This window comes from Pseudomonas sp. GL-B-12, from assembly GCF_019955895.1.
Lineage (GTDB): Bacteria > Pseudomonadota > Gammaproteobacteria > Pseudomonadales > Pseudomonadaceae > Aquipseudomonas.
In genome coordinates this window covers 1-14,546 of sequence record NZ_JAHBCX010000051.1, presented here as the reverse complement: position 1 = coordinate 14,546, position 14,546 = coordinate 1, and the positions used below count along the sequence as shown (strand labels likewise).

The 14,546-nt window shown below is 61.3% G+C and carries 13 protein-coding genes; 9 read left to right on the top strand and 4 right to left on the bottom strand.

What is annotated here, in order from left to right:
* Window positions 1–47 precede the first annotated feature (47 nt).
* From KGA85_RS24865 to gap, 4 genes are all read right to left on the bottom strand, one after another.
* Entirely contained in the window at window positions 48–1,013 is a 966-nt protein-coding gene (locus KGA85_RS24865; RefSeq protein WP_223536472.1) for a FecR family protein, read from the bottom strand.
* Between the two features lie 120 nt (window positions 1,014–1,133).
* The gene (locus tag KGA85_RS24860) at window positions 1,134–1,652 is read right to left on the bottom strand and encodes an RNA polymerase sigma factor (RefSeq protein WP_223458002.1); all 519 of its coding nucleotides are present in this window, start codon (window positions 1,650–1,652) and stop codon (window positions 1,134–1,136) included.
* 77 nt (window positions 1,653–1,729) lie between these two features.
* Window positions 1,730–2,194: a methylglyoxal synthase gene (locus KGA85_RS24855; RefSeq protein ID WP_057713543.1), complete on the bottom strand. Its 465-nt coding sequence runs from the start codon at window positions 2,192–2,194 to the stop codon at window positions 1,730–1,732.
* A gap of 17 nt (window positions 2,195–2,211) precedes the next feature.
* On the bottom strand, window positions 2,212–3,213 hold the full coding sequence (gap, locus tag KGA85_RS24850; protein ID WP_150726688.1) for a type I glyceraldehyde-3-phosphate dehydrogenase: 1,002 nt from the start codon (window positions 3,211–3,213) through the stop codon (window positions 2,212–2,214).
* Between the two features lie 220 nt (window positions 3,214–3,433).
* On the opposite strand from gap, the gene edd reads away from it, so the two are divergent.
* The 9 genes from edd (at window position 3,434) to KGA85_RS24805 (ending at window position 14,462) form a co-directional block, all read left to right on the top strand.
* Complete coding sequence (gene edd, locus KGA85_RS24845) at window positions 3,434–5,260, top strand: phosphogluconate dehydratase (protein ID WP_223458000.1); 1,827 nt, start codon at window positions 3,434–3,436, stop codon at window positions 5,258–5,260.
* On the top strand, window positions 5,257–6,216 hold the full coding sequence (locus tag KGA85_RS24840) for a glucokinase (RefSeq protein WP_223457998.1): 960 nt from the start codon (window positions 5,257–5,259) through the stop codon (window positions 6,214–6,216). Before edd ends, KGA85_RS24840 begins: the two co-directional genes overlap by 4 nt.
* A gap of 192 nt (window positions 6,217–6,408) precedes the next feature.
* On the top strand, window positions 6,409–7,140 hold the full coding sequence (locus KGA85_RS24835) for a response regulator (protein ID WP_008050538.1): 732 nt from the start codon (window positions 6,409–6,411) through the stop codon (window positions 7,138–7,140).
* Between the two features lie 31 nt (window positions 7,141–7,171).
* On the top strand, window positions 7,172–8,599 hold the full coding sequence (locus KGA85_RS24830) for an ATP-binding protein (RefSeq protein ID WP_223458030.1): 1,428 nt from the start codon (window positions 7,172–7,174) through the stop codon (window positions 8,597–8,599).
* A gap of 118 nt (window positions 8,600–8,717) precedes the next feature.
* Window positions 8,718–9,977 carry an AGE family epimerase/isomerase gene (locus tag KGA85_RS24825; RefSeq protein ID WP_223536476.1) on the top strand — a complete coding sequence of 420 codons (1,260 nt, stop codon included), beginning with the start codon at window positions 8,718–8,720 and terminating at the stop codon, window positions 9,975–9,977.
* A 117-nt stretch (window positions 9,978–10,094) separates the two neighbouring features.
* Window positions 10,095–11,393 (top strand): ABC transporter substrate-binding protein, encoded by a 1,299-nt coding sequence (locus KGA85_RS24820; protein WP_223457994.1) that lies wholly within the window; start codon window positions 10,095–10,097, stop codon window positions 11,391–11,393.
* A 157-nt stretch (window positions 11,394–11,550) separates the two neighbouring features.
* Window positions 11,551–12,459: a carbohydrate ABC transporter permease gene (locus KGA85_RS24815; RefSeq protein WP_007974433.1), complete on the top strand. Its 909-nt coding sequence runs from the start codon at window positions 11,551–11,553 to the stop codon at window positions 12,457–12,459.
* Entirely contained in the window at window positions 12,452–13,297 is an 846-nt protein-coding gene (locus KGA85_RS24810) for a carbohydrate ABC transporter permease (RefSeq protein ID WP_007974434.1), read from the top strand. Before KGA85_RS24815 ends, KGA85_RS24810 begins: the two co-directional genes overlap by 8 nt.
* Before the next feature lie 4 nt (window positions 13,298–13,301).
* Window positions 13,302–14,462: an ABC transporter ATP-binding protein gene (locus KGA85_RS24805; protein ID WP_223457990.1), complete on the top strand. Its 1,161-nt coding sequence runs from the start codon at window positions 13,302–13,304 to the stop codon at window positions 14,460–14,462.
* Window positions 14,463–14,546 lie beyond the last annotated feature (84 nt).

Below are 14,546 nucleotides of genomic sequence, written 5' to 3'. Positions count from 1 at the left end.
ATAACGAGACGTACGGGGTTTGGCTATCGAGTAAAAATAATTCTCATTCAGTTCAGGATGACCAGCGCCGGGAATTCCTGGAGCCGTGCCGAGGTGATGTGAGCCAGGGAGCGAACCACGTCCAGCGGCTGATCGAGGCGGTAGTTGCCCGTCACGGTGACATCGGCCAACTGTTCGTTGTTGTTGATGATCCAGCCCGGGTAGTAGCGGCGAAGTTCTGCCAGCACCTGGTTCAGCGGGCAGTTTTCGAACACCAGTCGCCCCTGGACCCACGCCAGGTCGGTGGCGGTATCCAGCTTGGCCGGGCGGTCGAAACCATTGGGGCCGATGCGAATGCTTTCCCCGGCGGACAAGCGTACCCGCGCGTCATCCCGGGTGGCGCGCAAGTCGACATCCCCGCGTTGCACCCGCACCTGCGCCACGCCGTCGAGGTAGCGCACGGCAAATGCGGTATCGCGAACGCTGGCCGTGACCGGTCCGGCGTCGATTTCCAGTGGTTGGCCGCGATTGGCCTGGACTTCGAAAAATGCTTCGCCCTGATACAGACGGGCAACACGTTGCTGGTCGTTGATGGTGCTTGAGAACGCCGAATTGGTATTGAGCAAAACCCTGGAGCCGTCCTCCAGTTGCAGGCGCTGGCGCTCGCCGACCACGGTCAGGTGATCGGCCTGCAGGCGCATCGGCAAACTGCTGAAACTGAACAGCCCGAGCAGCAGCACGGCGGCGGTGGCCAGTGGTTTCCAGTGCGGACGCAGACGGGCGAGGACAGTGACTTTCGCCGGACGGGCGGCCAGGTTTTGCGCGCATTGCACCACTTGCGGGCCGTCCCAGATCGCCTGGGTCTTGGCGAACGCCTGGGCATTCAACGGATCGGCGTCAAGCCATGCATGGAACTGGCGGGTCTGCTCCGCGTCGGGACTGCCAAGCACGATCAGCCAGTCCAGGGCCTGGTCCATCGCGCTTGCGGGGTCCTGCGCCGATGAAGGCTCAGGGGAGCGGTGGTTGTCCGTCACGGTGTTTCCTCGGCAGTGTCTGTGCACGGCTGTTTTTTTAGTGAAGCGTAAAAGTGGGCCAAGGGTAGCAAAGCCTGATGATCAGCGCAGTCGGTCCAGGTAGGCGCAAGGTCCTGGCGCTCAGTTGGTGTTCAAGCGATCGGCAACCCCGATGCAGATCGACATGATCAGTTTGAGTTCTTTCTGCACGGTACTGAGGGACACGTTCAGCTCGTCGGCGATTTCCTGGTAGCTGTGCCCGTGCAGGCGGCTGAGGATGAAAATCCGCTGTTGGCGGGCGCTGAGTTCACTGAGGCTCACGTTCAGGCGCTCCAGCAATTGTTCGGCGTGGGCGGCGTCTTCGGCACTGCTGGTGGGAGCGGCGATGCTGTACACCACCTCCTGCGGCACGTCGTCGACCATGGTGCGCGAGTGGATACGCCGCGCGCGCAAATGGTCCAGCGCCAGGTTGCGCGCCGTCTGGAAGACGAAGGGCTCAAGATGATCGATGGCCCGTTCGCTCAATGCACGGGTCACCCGCAGGTAGGTTTCCTGCAGGAGGTCTTCAGCGGTGCTGTGATTGTTGACCATCCGTTCCAGCGTGCGCAGCAGGGAGGTGCGCTGGGCGAGGAAAACGTGGTTGAAGCGCGACTGACTCACGGGAGAACCTGATCCATTTCGAGCAAATGATAATGCTTATCATCTACTCGAATGGTCAAGTACTGATTTGTGAAGCTTTACGCGCGCCCCTGCAAATAGGTGGCGTAATCGGGAATCCGATGGAGGTGCGCCTGATCCATCAGCGGGCTGCTGAGCAGATAGTCGGCGCTGCATTCGTTGCACGCCACCGGGATGTTCCACACCGCCGCGACCCGCAGCAATGCCTTGATATCCGGGTCGTGGGGCTGGGGTTCGAACGGGTCCCAGAAAAACACCAGCATGTCGACCCGCTGCTCGGCGATTTGCGCACCGAGCTGTTGGTCGCCGCCCAGTGGCCCGCTGATCATGCTTTGCACCGGCAGGTCGAGGCGTTGTTGCAACAACAACCCCGTGGTGCCGGTGGCGACCAGATCATGCTGGGCCAGTCTGTCTTTTTGCCGTTCGGCCCAGTCCAGCAAGAACACCTTGCAGTGGTCATGGGCGACCAGGGCGATACGCTTGCGCGCCGCCATGGTCTTTTGCGTAAAGCTGATGCCGATCATCGATAGTTGCTCCGGGCTTATTCAGCGTTGCACAGCGCCAGGCAGTTATCGAGCATGCGGTTGGAGAAGCCCCATTCGTTGTCATACCACGCCAGCACCTTGAGCAGCTTGCCGGTGGATTTGGTGTGGTTGGCGTCGAAGATCGACGACAGCGGGTTGTGGTTGAAGTCGCTGGAGACCAGCGGCAGGGTGTTGTAGCCAAGGATCTTCGAGTGCTGGCTGGCTTCTTTCATCAGCGCATTGACTTCCTCTGCGCTGGCTTCTTTTTTCAGATGCACCGTCAGGTCCACCAGCGACACATTGATCACCGGTACGCGCACCGACATGCCGGTCAATTTGCCCGCCAGTTCCGGCAGCACCAGGCCCACCGCTTCAGCAGCACCGGTCTTGCTCGGGATCATGTTCTGGGTGGCCGAACGGGCGCGGTACGGATCGACGTGATAGACGTCGGTCAGGTGCTGATCGTTGGTGTAGGCGTGAATGGTGGTCATCAAACCGCTTTCGATGCCCAGCTCGCGATGCAGCACCTGGGCCACCGGGGCCAGGCAGTTGGTGGTGCACGACGCGTTGGAAATGATCTGGTGCGATTGGCGCAGAATGTCGTGGTTCACCCCGTAAACCACGGTGGCGTCGGCGCCTTTGGCCGGGGCCGAGATGATCACTTTGCGCGCGCCCGCCGTAATATGCGCGGCGGCTTTGGCCCGGTCGGTGAACAGACCGGTGCATTCGAACACCACATCAATCTTTTCCGCGGCCCAGGGCAGGTCGGCCGGGTTGCGGATGGCGCTGACCGAAATGCGGTCGCCATTGACCGTCAGGCTCTCCTGATCGTGCTGGACATCGGCATCGAACGTGCCGTGAACGGTGTCGTACTTGAGCAGATGAGCATTGATCGCACTGTCGCCCAGGTCGTTGATGGCGACGATCTGCAGATCCTGACGGTAGCCCTGGGTATAGAGTGCGCGCAGGACATTACGGCCGATGCGGCCAAAACCATTGATTGCGATTCGAAGAGTCATATTGCGGCGCTACCGTCGTTTTGTTGTTGGAATTACAAGATTATTCGTAAAAAAATAGAAAACAAGCCTTTTTGATGGCAATATTTTGTTCGATCTACAACGAGTGACCTGAATCAACTGGTCCAAATGGTCAAATAAACCGTCTGTCATCCCATCGACACCGGCCTTTGATCAGCATAGACAATCAGGTCGCCACATCCGTTAGCCTGGAGTTCTACACATGCATCCCCGCGTCCTTGAGGTCACTGAACGGCTTATCGCCCGCAGCCGCGCCACGCGTGAGGCCTACCTTGCATTGATCCGCGGTGCGGCCAGCGACGGTCCGATGCGCGGCAAGCTGCAATGCGCCAACTTCGCCCATGGCGTGGCCGGTTGCGGCAGCGACGACAAGCACAGCCTGCGGATGATGAACTCCGCCAACATCGCGATAGTTTCGTCATATAACGACATGCTCTCGGCGCACCAGCCGTACGAAGTCTTTCCGGAGATGATCAAAAAGGCCCTGCGCGAAATCGGCTCCGTCGGCCAGTTCGCCGGTGGCACCCCGGCCATGTGCGATGGCGTGACCCAGGGCGAGCCGGGCATGGAGCTGAGCCTGCCGAGCCGTGAAGTGATCGCGTTGTCCACGGCCGTGGCGCTGTCCCACAACATGTTCGACGGCGCGCTGCTGCTCGGCATCTGCGACAAGATCGTGCCGGGCCTGATGATGGGCGCACTGCGCTTCGGCCATCTGCCGATGATCTTCGTGCCGGGCGGGCCGATGGTCTCGGGCATTTCCAACAAGCAGAAAGCCGACGTGCGCCAGAAGTACGCCGAAGGCAAGGCGACCCGCGAAGAACTGCTGGAATCGGAAATGAAGTCCTACCACAGCCCTGGCACCTGCACTTTCTACGGCACTGCCAACACCAACCAGTTGCTGATGGAAGTCATGGGCCTGCACCTGCCGGGCTCGTCCTTCGTCAACCCGAACACGCCGTTGCGCGATGCCTTGACCCGTGAGGCGGCGCACCAGGTCACGCGCCTGACCAAGCAGAACGGCGACTTCATGCCGATCGGCGAAATCGTCGACGAGCGTTCGCTGGTCAACTCCATCGTGGCACTGCACGCTACAGGCGGCTCGACCAACCACACCCTGCACATGCCGGCCATCGCCATGGCGGCGGGCATTCAGTTGACCTGGCAGGACATGGCCGACCTCTCCGAAGTCGTGCCGACCCTGAGCCACGTCTACCCGAACGGCAAAGCCGACATCAACCACTTCCAGGCCGCGGGCGGCATGTCGTTCCTGATCCGTGAACTGCTGGAAGCCGGGTTGCTCCACGAAAACGTCAACACCGTGATGGGCCACGGCCTGAGCCGCTACACCCAGGAGCCGTTCCTCGACAATGGCCAGTTGGTCTGGCGTGAAGGCGTGACCGACAGCCTCGATGAAAGCATCCTGCGTCCGGTCGCCCGCGCGTTCTCGGCGGAAGGTGGCCTGCGGGTGATGGAAGGCAACCTCGGTCGTGGCGTGATGAAGGTCTCCGCCGTAGCCGTGGAAAACCAGATCGTCGAAGCACCAGCCATGGTGTTCCAGGATCAGCAGGACCTGGCCGATGCGTTCAAGGCCGGTTTGCTGGAGAAGGATTTTGTCGCGGTGATGCGCTTCCAGGGGCCACGCTCCAACGGCATGCCGGAGCTGCACAAGATGACGCCGTTCCTCGGCGTGCTGCAGGATCGCGGCTTCAAAGTTGCGCTGGTGACCGACGGGCGCATGTCCGGCGCGTCGGGGAAAATCCCGGCGGCCATTCATGTCAGCCCCGAAGCTTACGTAGGCGGCGCTTTGGCGCGGGTGCTAGAGGGCGATATCATTCGCGTCGATGGCGTCAAAGGCACCCTGGAGCTTAAGGTGGACGCCGAAGAATTCGCAGCGCGCACGCCGGCCAAGGGCCTGTTGGGCAACAACATCGGCACCGGTCGCGAGCTGTTCGGTTTCATGCGCATGGCCTTCAGCTCGGCGGAGCAGGGCGCCAGCGCCTTCACTTCTGCCCTGGAGACGCTTAATTGAAACTGGCTTTGGTCGGTGACATCGGTGGGACCAACGCACGTTTCGCGTTGTGGAAAAACCAGCAACTGGAATCGGTCCAGGTGCTGGCAACGGCAGATTTCCCCAGCCCTATCGATGCGATCAGCCTCTACCTCAATGGCCTGGGGCTGGCACCGGGTGCGATCGGTTCGGTGTGCCTGTCGGTGGCAGGCCCGGTGAGTGGTGACGAATTCAAGTTCACCAACAATCACTGGCGCCTGAGCCGCAAGGGCTTTTGCCAGACCTTGCAGGTGGATCAGCTGTTGCTGGTCAACGACTTCTCGGCCATGGCCCTGGGCATGACCCGTTTGCAGCCCGGCGAATTCCGCGTGGTCTGCGAAGGTACGCCGGAGCCATTGCGCCCGGCGGTGGTGATTGGCCCGGGCACTGGTTTGGGCGTCGGTACCTTGCTCGATTTGGGGGAGGGTCGTTTTGCCGCGTTGCCGGGGGAGGGCGGTCACGTCGATCTGCCGTTGAGCAGTCCGCGTGAAACTCAACTCTGGCAGCACATCTTCAACGAAATTGGCCATGTCAGTGCAGAGACAGCCCTGAGCGGTGGCGGCTTGCCCCGCGTCTATCGGGCGATCTGTGCGGTGGACGGGCACACGCCGGTGCTCGACACGCCGGAAGCCATCACCGCTGCCGGGCTGGCGGGCGACCCGATTGCCGTGGAAGTGCTTGAGCAGTTCTGCTGCTGGCTCGGTCGCGTGGCCGGCAACAACGTGCTGACCACCGGTGGACGCGGTGGCGTGTACATCGTTGGCGGAGTGATTCCGCGGTTTGCCGATTTCTTCCTCGAAAGCGGTTTCGCCCGGTGCTTCGCCGACAAGGGTTGCATGAGCGATTACTTCAAGGGGATTCCGGTGTGGCTGGTGACGGCGCCGTATTCGGGCTTGATGGGTGCGGGTGTGGCCTTGGAACAATCTCTCCCAGCCTGAAATACGATCAAAATGTGGGAGCGGCGGTGCGGCGTTCCGACTTGCTCGCGAAAGCGGAGTGTCAGGCAACAAATGTGTTGAATGTAAAACCGTCTTCGCGAGCAAGCCCGCTCCCACAGTTGTTTCTGTGGTGTTTGTATATTTTGCGCATAAGGCATAATCCGCCCAATTCAAACAACAAGGACGCCGCCCGTGAGCTCAGTCAACAAGTCGATTTTGTTGGTCGATGACGATCAAGAGATACGCGAGTTGCTGGACACCTACCTGACCCGCGCCGGTTTCCAGGTGCGTACCACGCCCGACGGCGCCGGTTTTCGTCAGGCGCTGAACGAGGCGCCGAGCGATCTGGTGATCCTTGATGTGATGCTGCCCGACGAAGACGGCTTCAGCCTGTGCCGCTGGATTCGCCAGCATCCGCGCCAGGCACAGGTGCCGATCATCATGCTCACCGCCAGTTCCGACGAAGCCGACCGTGTCATCGGCCTGGAACTGGGCGCCGACGATTATCTGGGCAAGCCGTTCAGCCCACGGGAGTTGCAGGCGCGGATCAAGGCGTTGCTGCGCCGCGCGCAGTTCGGTCAGGAGCGCAGTGGCGGTGAGGTGCTGGCCTTCGATGACTGGCGTCTGGACATGGTCAGCCATCGGCTGTTTCACATCGACGGCGAAGAGGTGATTCTCTCGGGCGCAGACTTTGCGCTGCTGAAACTGTTCCTCGATCACCCGCAGGAAATCCTCGACCGCGACACCATCGGCAACGCCACCCGTGGCCGTGAACTGATGCCCCTGGATCGCATCGTCGACATGGCGGTCAGCCGGTTGCGCCAGCGCCTGCGTGACACCGAGAAACCGCCGCGGCTGATCCGCACCGTGCGCGGCAGCGGCTACCAACTGGCAGCCAACGTGGTTGCCAGCAATGGTCACTGAGACTTTGCGCAAGCTCGCCGCCAAGGTGCCGGTGCCGCGTTCGCTGCTTGGGCGGATGTTGTTGCTGACCTTGCTGGCGGTGTTGTTCGCCCAGACGCTGTCGAGCGTGATCTGGGTGTCGCAACTGCGCGCCACGCAGCTCGAGGGCCTGGTCACCAGTGCTCGCAGCCTGGCCCATTCAATGACCGCCAGCGTCAGTTATTTCCGTTCGTTGCCGGTGGCGTATCGTCCCTTGGTGCTCGACCAGTTGCGCAGCATGGGCGGCACCCGGTTCGTGGTGACGCTCAACGACAAACCCCTGGGCATGGAAGTGCTGCCCATCACCCCGCGCAAAGAGGCGGTGCTCAAAGCGGTGGACGAAGTGCTGCGCCAGTCCCTCGGCCAGGACACGGTCATCTCGGTGACCTTCGTCAGCCCGGAAGACCTGCGCATCTTCAATGGCGGCCTGAAACTCGATGAGTTGCCACGCTCCTGGGCGCACTACGCGCTGACCCTGGAGCCGGTGAATCCGCCGGTGCTGGTCACGCAGATCCAGATGGCGCCGGGCGAATGGCTGTACATCGCCTCGCTGTTGCCCGAGCCCTACACCAGTCTTGAAGAGCAGGGCCTGCCGGCGCAGCAGGTGTGGTTCATCGTCCTGACCAGCAGCTTTTTGCTGTTGTTCATCGGCCTGCTGGTGCACTGGCAGAGTCGTCCGCTCAAGCGCCTGGCGCGGGCGGCGCGGGATTTGTCGTTGGGGGCTGACGTGGAGCCGGTGGCCGAGGGCGGCGGCAGCGAAGTGGTCGAGGTCGGGCGCGCCTTCAACACCATGCGCGAGCGCATCAGTCGTTACCTGACCGAGCGCAGCCAGTTGTTCAGCGCCATTTCCCACGACCTGCGCACGCCGATCACCCGCTTGCGCCTGCGGGTTGAGTTGCTTGAAGACGAAACGCTGCAAGCCAAGTTCGGGCGCGACCTGGACGAGCTCGAATTGCTGGTCAAGGGCGCGCTGCAATGCGTGAAAGACACCGACATCCACGAGAACATCGAGCCGGTGGATCTCAACCATGTGCTCGACTGCCTGGTGGAGCCCTATCTCGCGCCGAACGGCAACGGCCGCGTGACCCAACAGGGGCGGGCGCTGGCGGCGTACCCGGGCAAACCGCTGGCGCTCAAGCGCTGCATCGGCAACCTGATCGACAATGCGTTGAAGTACGGGCAGAACGCGCACCTGCACATCGATGACGACGAAAGCGCGTTCATCCTGCATGTCGATGATGAAGGGCCGGGCGTGCCGGAGCAGCGCCTGGAGCAGGTGTTCGAACCGCACTTCCGCCTGGCCGGGCAGCAGCAGGGTTATGGGTTGGGGCTGGGGATTGCCCGCAACATTGCCCATAGCCATGGCGGTGAGGTCAGCTTGCAGAATTTGCGTGAGGGCGGGTTGCGAGTGACCCTGCAGTTACCCCGCTCGATGGATTGAAAGGATCTTGCTATGCAATTGTCACAGCCTGGTGACATAACCCACCCCCTTCGTTACATGCCTACCTTCCCCCGTTGTTTATGCTGCCCCACAGTCAAAACAACAAAAAAGGTACGCCATGGACACCTTCCAACCGGCCTTCAGCAGTTGGCTGAACGCACCTGCCCATCAGCAATGGCTTGCCACCGAAGGCTTGCGCCTGCTGGCGTTTGCCAAAGCTTCGAAACTGCCTGAAGGCTTCGGCAACCTCGATGAAAAGGGTCGCCTTGCGGCTGATGCGCAAGCCCAGACCATGAACACCGCGCGCATGACCCACAGCTTCGCCATGGCCCATATTCAGGGCTTGCCGGGTTTTGCCGAACTGGTCGATCACGGCATTCAGGCCTTGTGCGGGCCATTGCGCGACGCGCTGCATGGCGGCTGGTTCGCGGCTGCCGAACATCGCGACGACAATACCGGCAAGAACGCCTATCTGCATGCCTTCGTCGCGCTGGCCGCCAGTTCTGCGGTGGTCGCACAGCGCCCCGGTGCACAAGCCTTGCTCGATGATGCCATCGACATCATCGACACCTGTTTCTGGAGCGAAGAAGAAGGCGCGATGCGCGAGTCTTTCAATCGCGACTGGAGCGAAGAGGAGGCGTACCGGGGTGCCAACAGCAACATGCACGCCACCGAAGCCTTCCTCGCCCTGGCCGATGTCACCGATGACAACCGTTGGTTGTGCCGTGCCCAGCGCATCGTCGAGCGCGTGATCCATGATCACGCCGCCGCCAACGATTACCTGGTGATCGAGCATTTCGACCGCGACTGGCAGCCGCTGCGGGACTACAACCACGACAATCCGGCCGACGGCTTCCGCCCCTACGGCACCACCCCGGGCCATGGTTTCGAGTGGGCGCGGCTGTTGCTGCACCTCGAGGCGTCGCGGGTGAAGGCCGGGATGCTCACGCCGGGCTGGCTGGTCACCGACGCGCAAAAACTGTTCGAGCACAATTGCCTCCACGGCTGGGAGGTCGATGGCGCGCCGGGCATCGTCTACACCCTGGACTGGGACAACAAAGCGGTGGTCCGCCATCGCCTGCACTGGACCCATTGCGAAGCCAGCGCCGCCGCCAGTGCGCTGCTCAAGCGCACTGGGGAGGTGCAATACGAACACTGGTACCGATTATTCTGGGAATTCTGTGACAGTCATTTCATCGACCGCTGCGATGGCAGCTGGCATCACGAACTCGACCCGCTGAACCGCCCGAGTGCCGATATCTGGCCCGGTAAACCTGACCTTTACCACGCCTGGCAAGCCGTGCTGATTCCGCGCCTGGCGCTGGCACCGAGCATGGCCACGGCGCTGGCGCAGTTGTCCCAGAGCGGTTCTATGTAACCATGCGGTGACATTCGCGCATCCCTTCGTTACCTGCGAGGGGCTATCCCCTGTTTAGAATCCTATGCAGCGCAAGCAACAGACTTGCATGCATAACAACAAGAAAGGTGCTCCTAGATGAATGCGATTTCTCGCCTCGCTACTGTCATTTCTCTCGCTTCCCTGTCTGCGCTCCCCCTCAGTGTCCTGGCCGCCGAATCCAAAGGCTCCGTTGAAGTCGTTCACTGGTGGACCTCCGGTGGTGAAAAAGCAGCGGTCGATGTCCTGAAGGCTCAAGTCGAAAAAGACGGCTTCACCTGGAAGGATGGCGCAGTCGCCGGCGGTGGTGGTTCCACGGCCATGACCGTACTCAAGAGTCGCGCCGTAGCCGGCAACCCGCCGGGCGTTGCACAGATCAAGGGTCCGGACATCCAGGAGTGGGGCAGCACTGGCCTGCTCAGCACCGACGCGTTGAAAGACGTTTCCAAGGCGGAAAACTGGGATGGCCTGCTGTCGAAGAAAGTCTCCGACACCGTGAAGTACGAAGGTGACTACGTCGCCGTTCCGGTGAACATTCACCGTGTCAACTGGCTGTGGATCAACCCGGAAGTATTCAAGAAAGCCGGGATCGAAAAAGCCCCGACTACCCTCGAAGAATTCTATGCCGCCGGCGACAAGCTCAAAGCCGCCGGCTTCATCGCGCTCGCCCACGGCGGCCAGCCTTGGCAAGACAGCACCGTGTTCGAAGACGTGGTGCTCTCGGTCATGGGCGCCGACGGTTACAAGAAAGCCCTGGTCGACCTGGACCAGAAAACCCTGTCCGGCCCGCAGATGACCCAGTCGTTCGCCGAGCTGAAAAAGATCACCGGCTACATGGACCCGAACCGCGCCGGTCGTGACTGGAACATCGCCGCCGCCGACGTCATCAATGGCAAGGCCGGCATGCAGATGATGGGCGACTGGGCGAAAAGCGAGTGGACTGCGGCGAAGAAAGTCGCGGGCAAGGACTACCAGTGCGTAGCGTTCCCTGGCACTGAAAAAGCCTTCACCTACAACATCGACTCCCTGGCGGTGTTCAAGCTCAAGGCCGATCGCAAGGGCGACATCGCTGCCCAGCAAGACCTGGCCAAGGTCGCATTGGGTACCGACTTCCAGAAAGTCTTCAGCATGAACAAGGGTTCGATCCCGGTGCGTAACGACATGCTGAGCGAAATGGACAAGCTCGGCTTCGACGAGTGCGCCCAGAAGTCGGCCAAGGACTTCATCGCGGACGACAAGACCGGCGGCCTGCAACCGAGCATGGCGCACAACATGGCCACTTCCCTGGCGGTGCAAGGCGCGATCTTCGATGTGGTCACCAACTTCATGAACGACAAGGATGCTGACCCGGCCAAGGCCAGCGCCCAACTGGCCTCGGCTGTCAAAGCGGCCCAGTAATCCCTGACACAGCCTGACCCAATGTGGGAGCGGGCTTGCTCGCGAATGCGGACTGACATTCAACATTGATGTCGACTGACGCACCGCTTTCGCGAGCAAGCCCGCTCCCACAAGGGACCACCGTGTCGATTCATTTCTCTAAACCTGGATTATCCCGATGAGCTCTGTGGCGGTTTTCAGCAAAGCCTCACCGTTCGATGCGCTGCAACGCTGGCTACCCAAGTTGGTACTCGCGCCGAGCATGCTGATCGTGTTGGTTGGCTTCTACGGTTACATCATCTGGACGTTCATTCTGTCCTTCACCAACTCCAGCTTCATGCCGAGCTACAAGTGGGTCGGCCTGCAGCAATACATGCGCCTGATGGACAACGACCGCTGGTGGGTCGCGAGCAAGAACCTCGCGGTGTTCGGTGGCATGTTCATCGGCATCAGCCTGGTGCTGGGCGTGTTCCTCGCGGTGCTGCTGGACCAGCGCATTCGCAAGGAAGGCTTCATCCGCACCGTCTACCTGTACCCGATGGCGCTGTCGATGATCGTCACCGGTACCGCGTGGAAATGGCTGCTCAACCCAGGCCTGGGCCTGGACAAGATGCTGCGTGACTGGGGCTGGGAGGGCTTTCGTCTCGACTGGCTGGTGGATCAGGATCGTGTCGTTTATTGCCTGGTGATCGCCGCCGTGTGGCAAGCCTCAGGGTTTGTCATGGCGATGTTCCTCGCCGGTCTGCGCGGTGTCGATCAATCGATCATCCGTGCCGCGCAAGTCGACGGGGCGAGCCTGCCGACCATCTACCTGAAGATCGTCCTGCCGAGCCTGCGCCCGGTGTTCTTCAGTGCCTTCATGATCCTCGCGCACATTGCGATCAAGAGCTTCGACCTGGTCGCGGCGATGACCGCGGGCGGTCCGGGTTACTCCTCCGACCTGCCGGCGATGTTCATGTATTCCTTCACCTTCAGCCGTGGCCAGATGGGCATCGGTTCGGCCAGCGCCATGCTGATGCTCGGCGCCGTGCTGACCATCCTCGTGCCTTACCTGTACTCCGAGCTGCGAGGCAAACGCCATGACTAATCAACTCGGAAAATCGGGTATCAGTTTCAGCCGCATCGCGATCTACGCCACCCTGCTACTGGCAGCGGCGGTGTACCTGATCCCGCTGGTGGTGATGCTGCTGACCAGTTTCAAATCCCCGGAAGACATCCGTACCGGCAACCTGTTGAGTTGGCCGACCGTGATCGACGGCATCGGCTGGATCAAGGCATGGGACGTGGTCGGCGGCTACTTCTGGAACTCGGTGAAGATCACCGTGCCGGCGGTGCTGATTTCCACGTTTATTGGTGCGATGAACGGCTACGTGCTGTCGATGTGGCGCTTCCGTGGTTCGCAACTGTTCTTCGGCCTGCTGCTGTTCGGCTGCTTCCTGCCGTTCCAGACCGTGCTGTTGCCAGCCTCGTTCACCCTCGGCAAGTTCGGCCTGGCCAACACCACCACTGGTCTGGTGCTGGTGCACGTGGTCTACGGCCTGGCGTTCACCACGCTGTTCTTCCGCAACTACTACGTGAGCATTCCGGATGCGCTGGTCAAGGCCGCGCGGCTCGATGGCGCGGGCTTCTTCACGATCTTCCTGAAGATCCTGCTGCCGATGTCGATCCCGATCGTGATGGTCTGCCTGATTTGGCAGTTCACCCAGATCTGGAACGACTTCCTGTTCGGCGTGGTGTTCGCCAGTGGCGACGCCCAGCCAATTACCGTGGCCCTGAACAACCTGGTCAACACCAGCACCGGGGCCAAGGAATACAACGTTGATATGGCCGCCGCGATGATCGCCGGGCTGCCGACACTGCTGGTCTACATTTTCGCTGGCAAGTATTTCCTGCGTGGGCTGACGTCCGGCGCGGTCAAGGGGTAGAAACATGGCAACTCTCGAATTACGCAACGTCAACAAGACCTACGGCCCCGGCTTGCCGGACACCCTGAAAAATATCGAACTGAAAATCGATGACGGTGAGTTCCTGATCCTGGTCGGCCCGTCGGGCTGCGGCAAGTCGACCTTGATGAACTGCATCGCCGGCCTGGAAACCATCAGCGGCGGCGCGATCCTGGTGGACGACGCCGACATCAGCGGCATGAGCCCCAAGGATCGCGACATCGCCATGGTGTTCCAGTCCTACGCGCTGTACCCGACCATGAGCGTGCGCGACAACATCGCCTTCGGCCTGAAGATCCGCAAAATGCCGACCGCCGAAATCGACGAAGAGGTCGCTCGGGTTTCCAAGTTGTTGCAGATCGAACACCTGCTCAGCCGCAAGCCAGGCCAGCTCTCCGGCGGCCAGCAACAGCGCGTGGCGATGGGCCGTGCCCTGGCGCGGCGGCCGAAGATCTATCTGTTCGACGAACCGCTGTCCAACCTCGACGCCAAGCTGCGGGTCGAGATGCGCACCGAAATGAAACTGATGCACCAGCGCCTGAAAACCACCACGGTCTACGTGACCCACGACCAGATCGAAGCCATGACCCTGGGCGACAAAGTGGCGGTGATGAAGGACGGGATCATCCAGCAGTTCGGCACGCCGAAGGACATCTACAACAACCCGGCCAACCTGTTCGTGGCGAGCTTCATCGGTTCGCCGCCGATGAACTTCATCCCGCTGCGCTTGCAGCGCAAGGACGGTCGACTGCTGGCGTTGCTCGACAGCGGCCAGGCCCGTTGCGAATTGCCGCTGGGCATGCAGGACGCCGGTCTTGAAGACCGTGAAGTGATCCTCGGCATGCGCCCTGAGCAGATCATCCTGGCCAATGGCGAAGCGAACGGCTTGCCGAGCATTCGTGCCGAAGTCCAGGTCACTGAACCGACCGGTCCCGACACCCTGGTCTTCGTCAACCTCAACGACACCAAGGTCTGCTGCCGCCTGGCGCCAGACGTGGCGCCGGCGGTGGGCGAGACCCTGACCCTGCAATTCGATCCGGCGAAAGTGCTGCTGTTCGATGCCAAGAGCGGGGAGCGGTTGGGCGTTGCCGGCGTGCCGAAAGCCGAGGCGCACGCTGATAACGTGGCCCAATTCAAAGGTCGCTGAAGAACAAATGTGGGAGCGGGCTTGCTCGCGAAGGCGGTGTATCAGTCGACATCTGCGTTGAATGGCACACCGCTTTCGCGAGCA

Coding starts and splice junctions, on each gene's coding strand:
- KGA85_RS24855 (WP_057713543.1), bottom strand. CDS start 2,194: ATGATCGGCATCAGCTTTACGCAAAAGACCATGGCGGCGCGCAAGCGT.
- gap (WP_150726688.1), bottom strand. CDS start 3,213: ATGACTCTTCGAATCGCAATCAATGGTTTTGGCCGCATCGGCCGTAAT.
- edd (WP_223458000.1), top strand. CDS start 3,434: ATGCATCCCCGCGTCCTTGAGGTCACTGAACGGCTTATCGCCCGCAGC.
- KGA85_RS24825 (WP_223536476.1), top strand. CDS start 8,718: ATGGACACCTTCCAACCGGCCTTCAGCAGTTGGCTGAACGCACCTGCC.
- KGA85_RS24820 (WP_223457994.1), top strand. CDS start 10,095: ATGAATGCGATTTCTCGCCTCGCTACTGTCATTTCTCTCGCTTCCCTG.
- KGA85_RS24815 (WP_007974433.1), top strand. CDS start 11,551: ATGAGCTCTGTGGCGGTTTTCAGCAAAGCCTCACCGTTCGATGCGCTG.
- KGA85_RS24810 (WP_007974434.1), top strand. CDS start 12,452: ATGACTAATCAACTCGGAAAATCGGGTATCAGTTTCAGCCGCATCGCG.
- KGA85_RS24805 (WP_223457990.1), top strand. CDS start 13,302: ATGGCAACTCTCGAATTACGCAACGTCAACAAGACCTACGGCCCCGGC.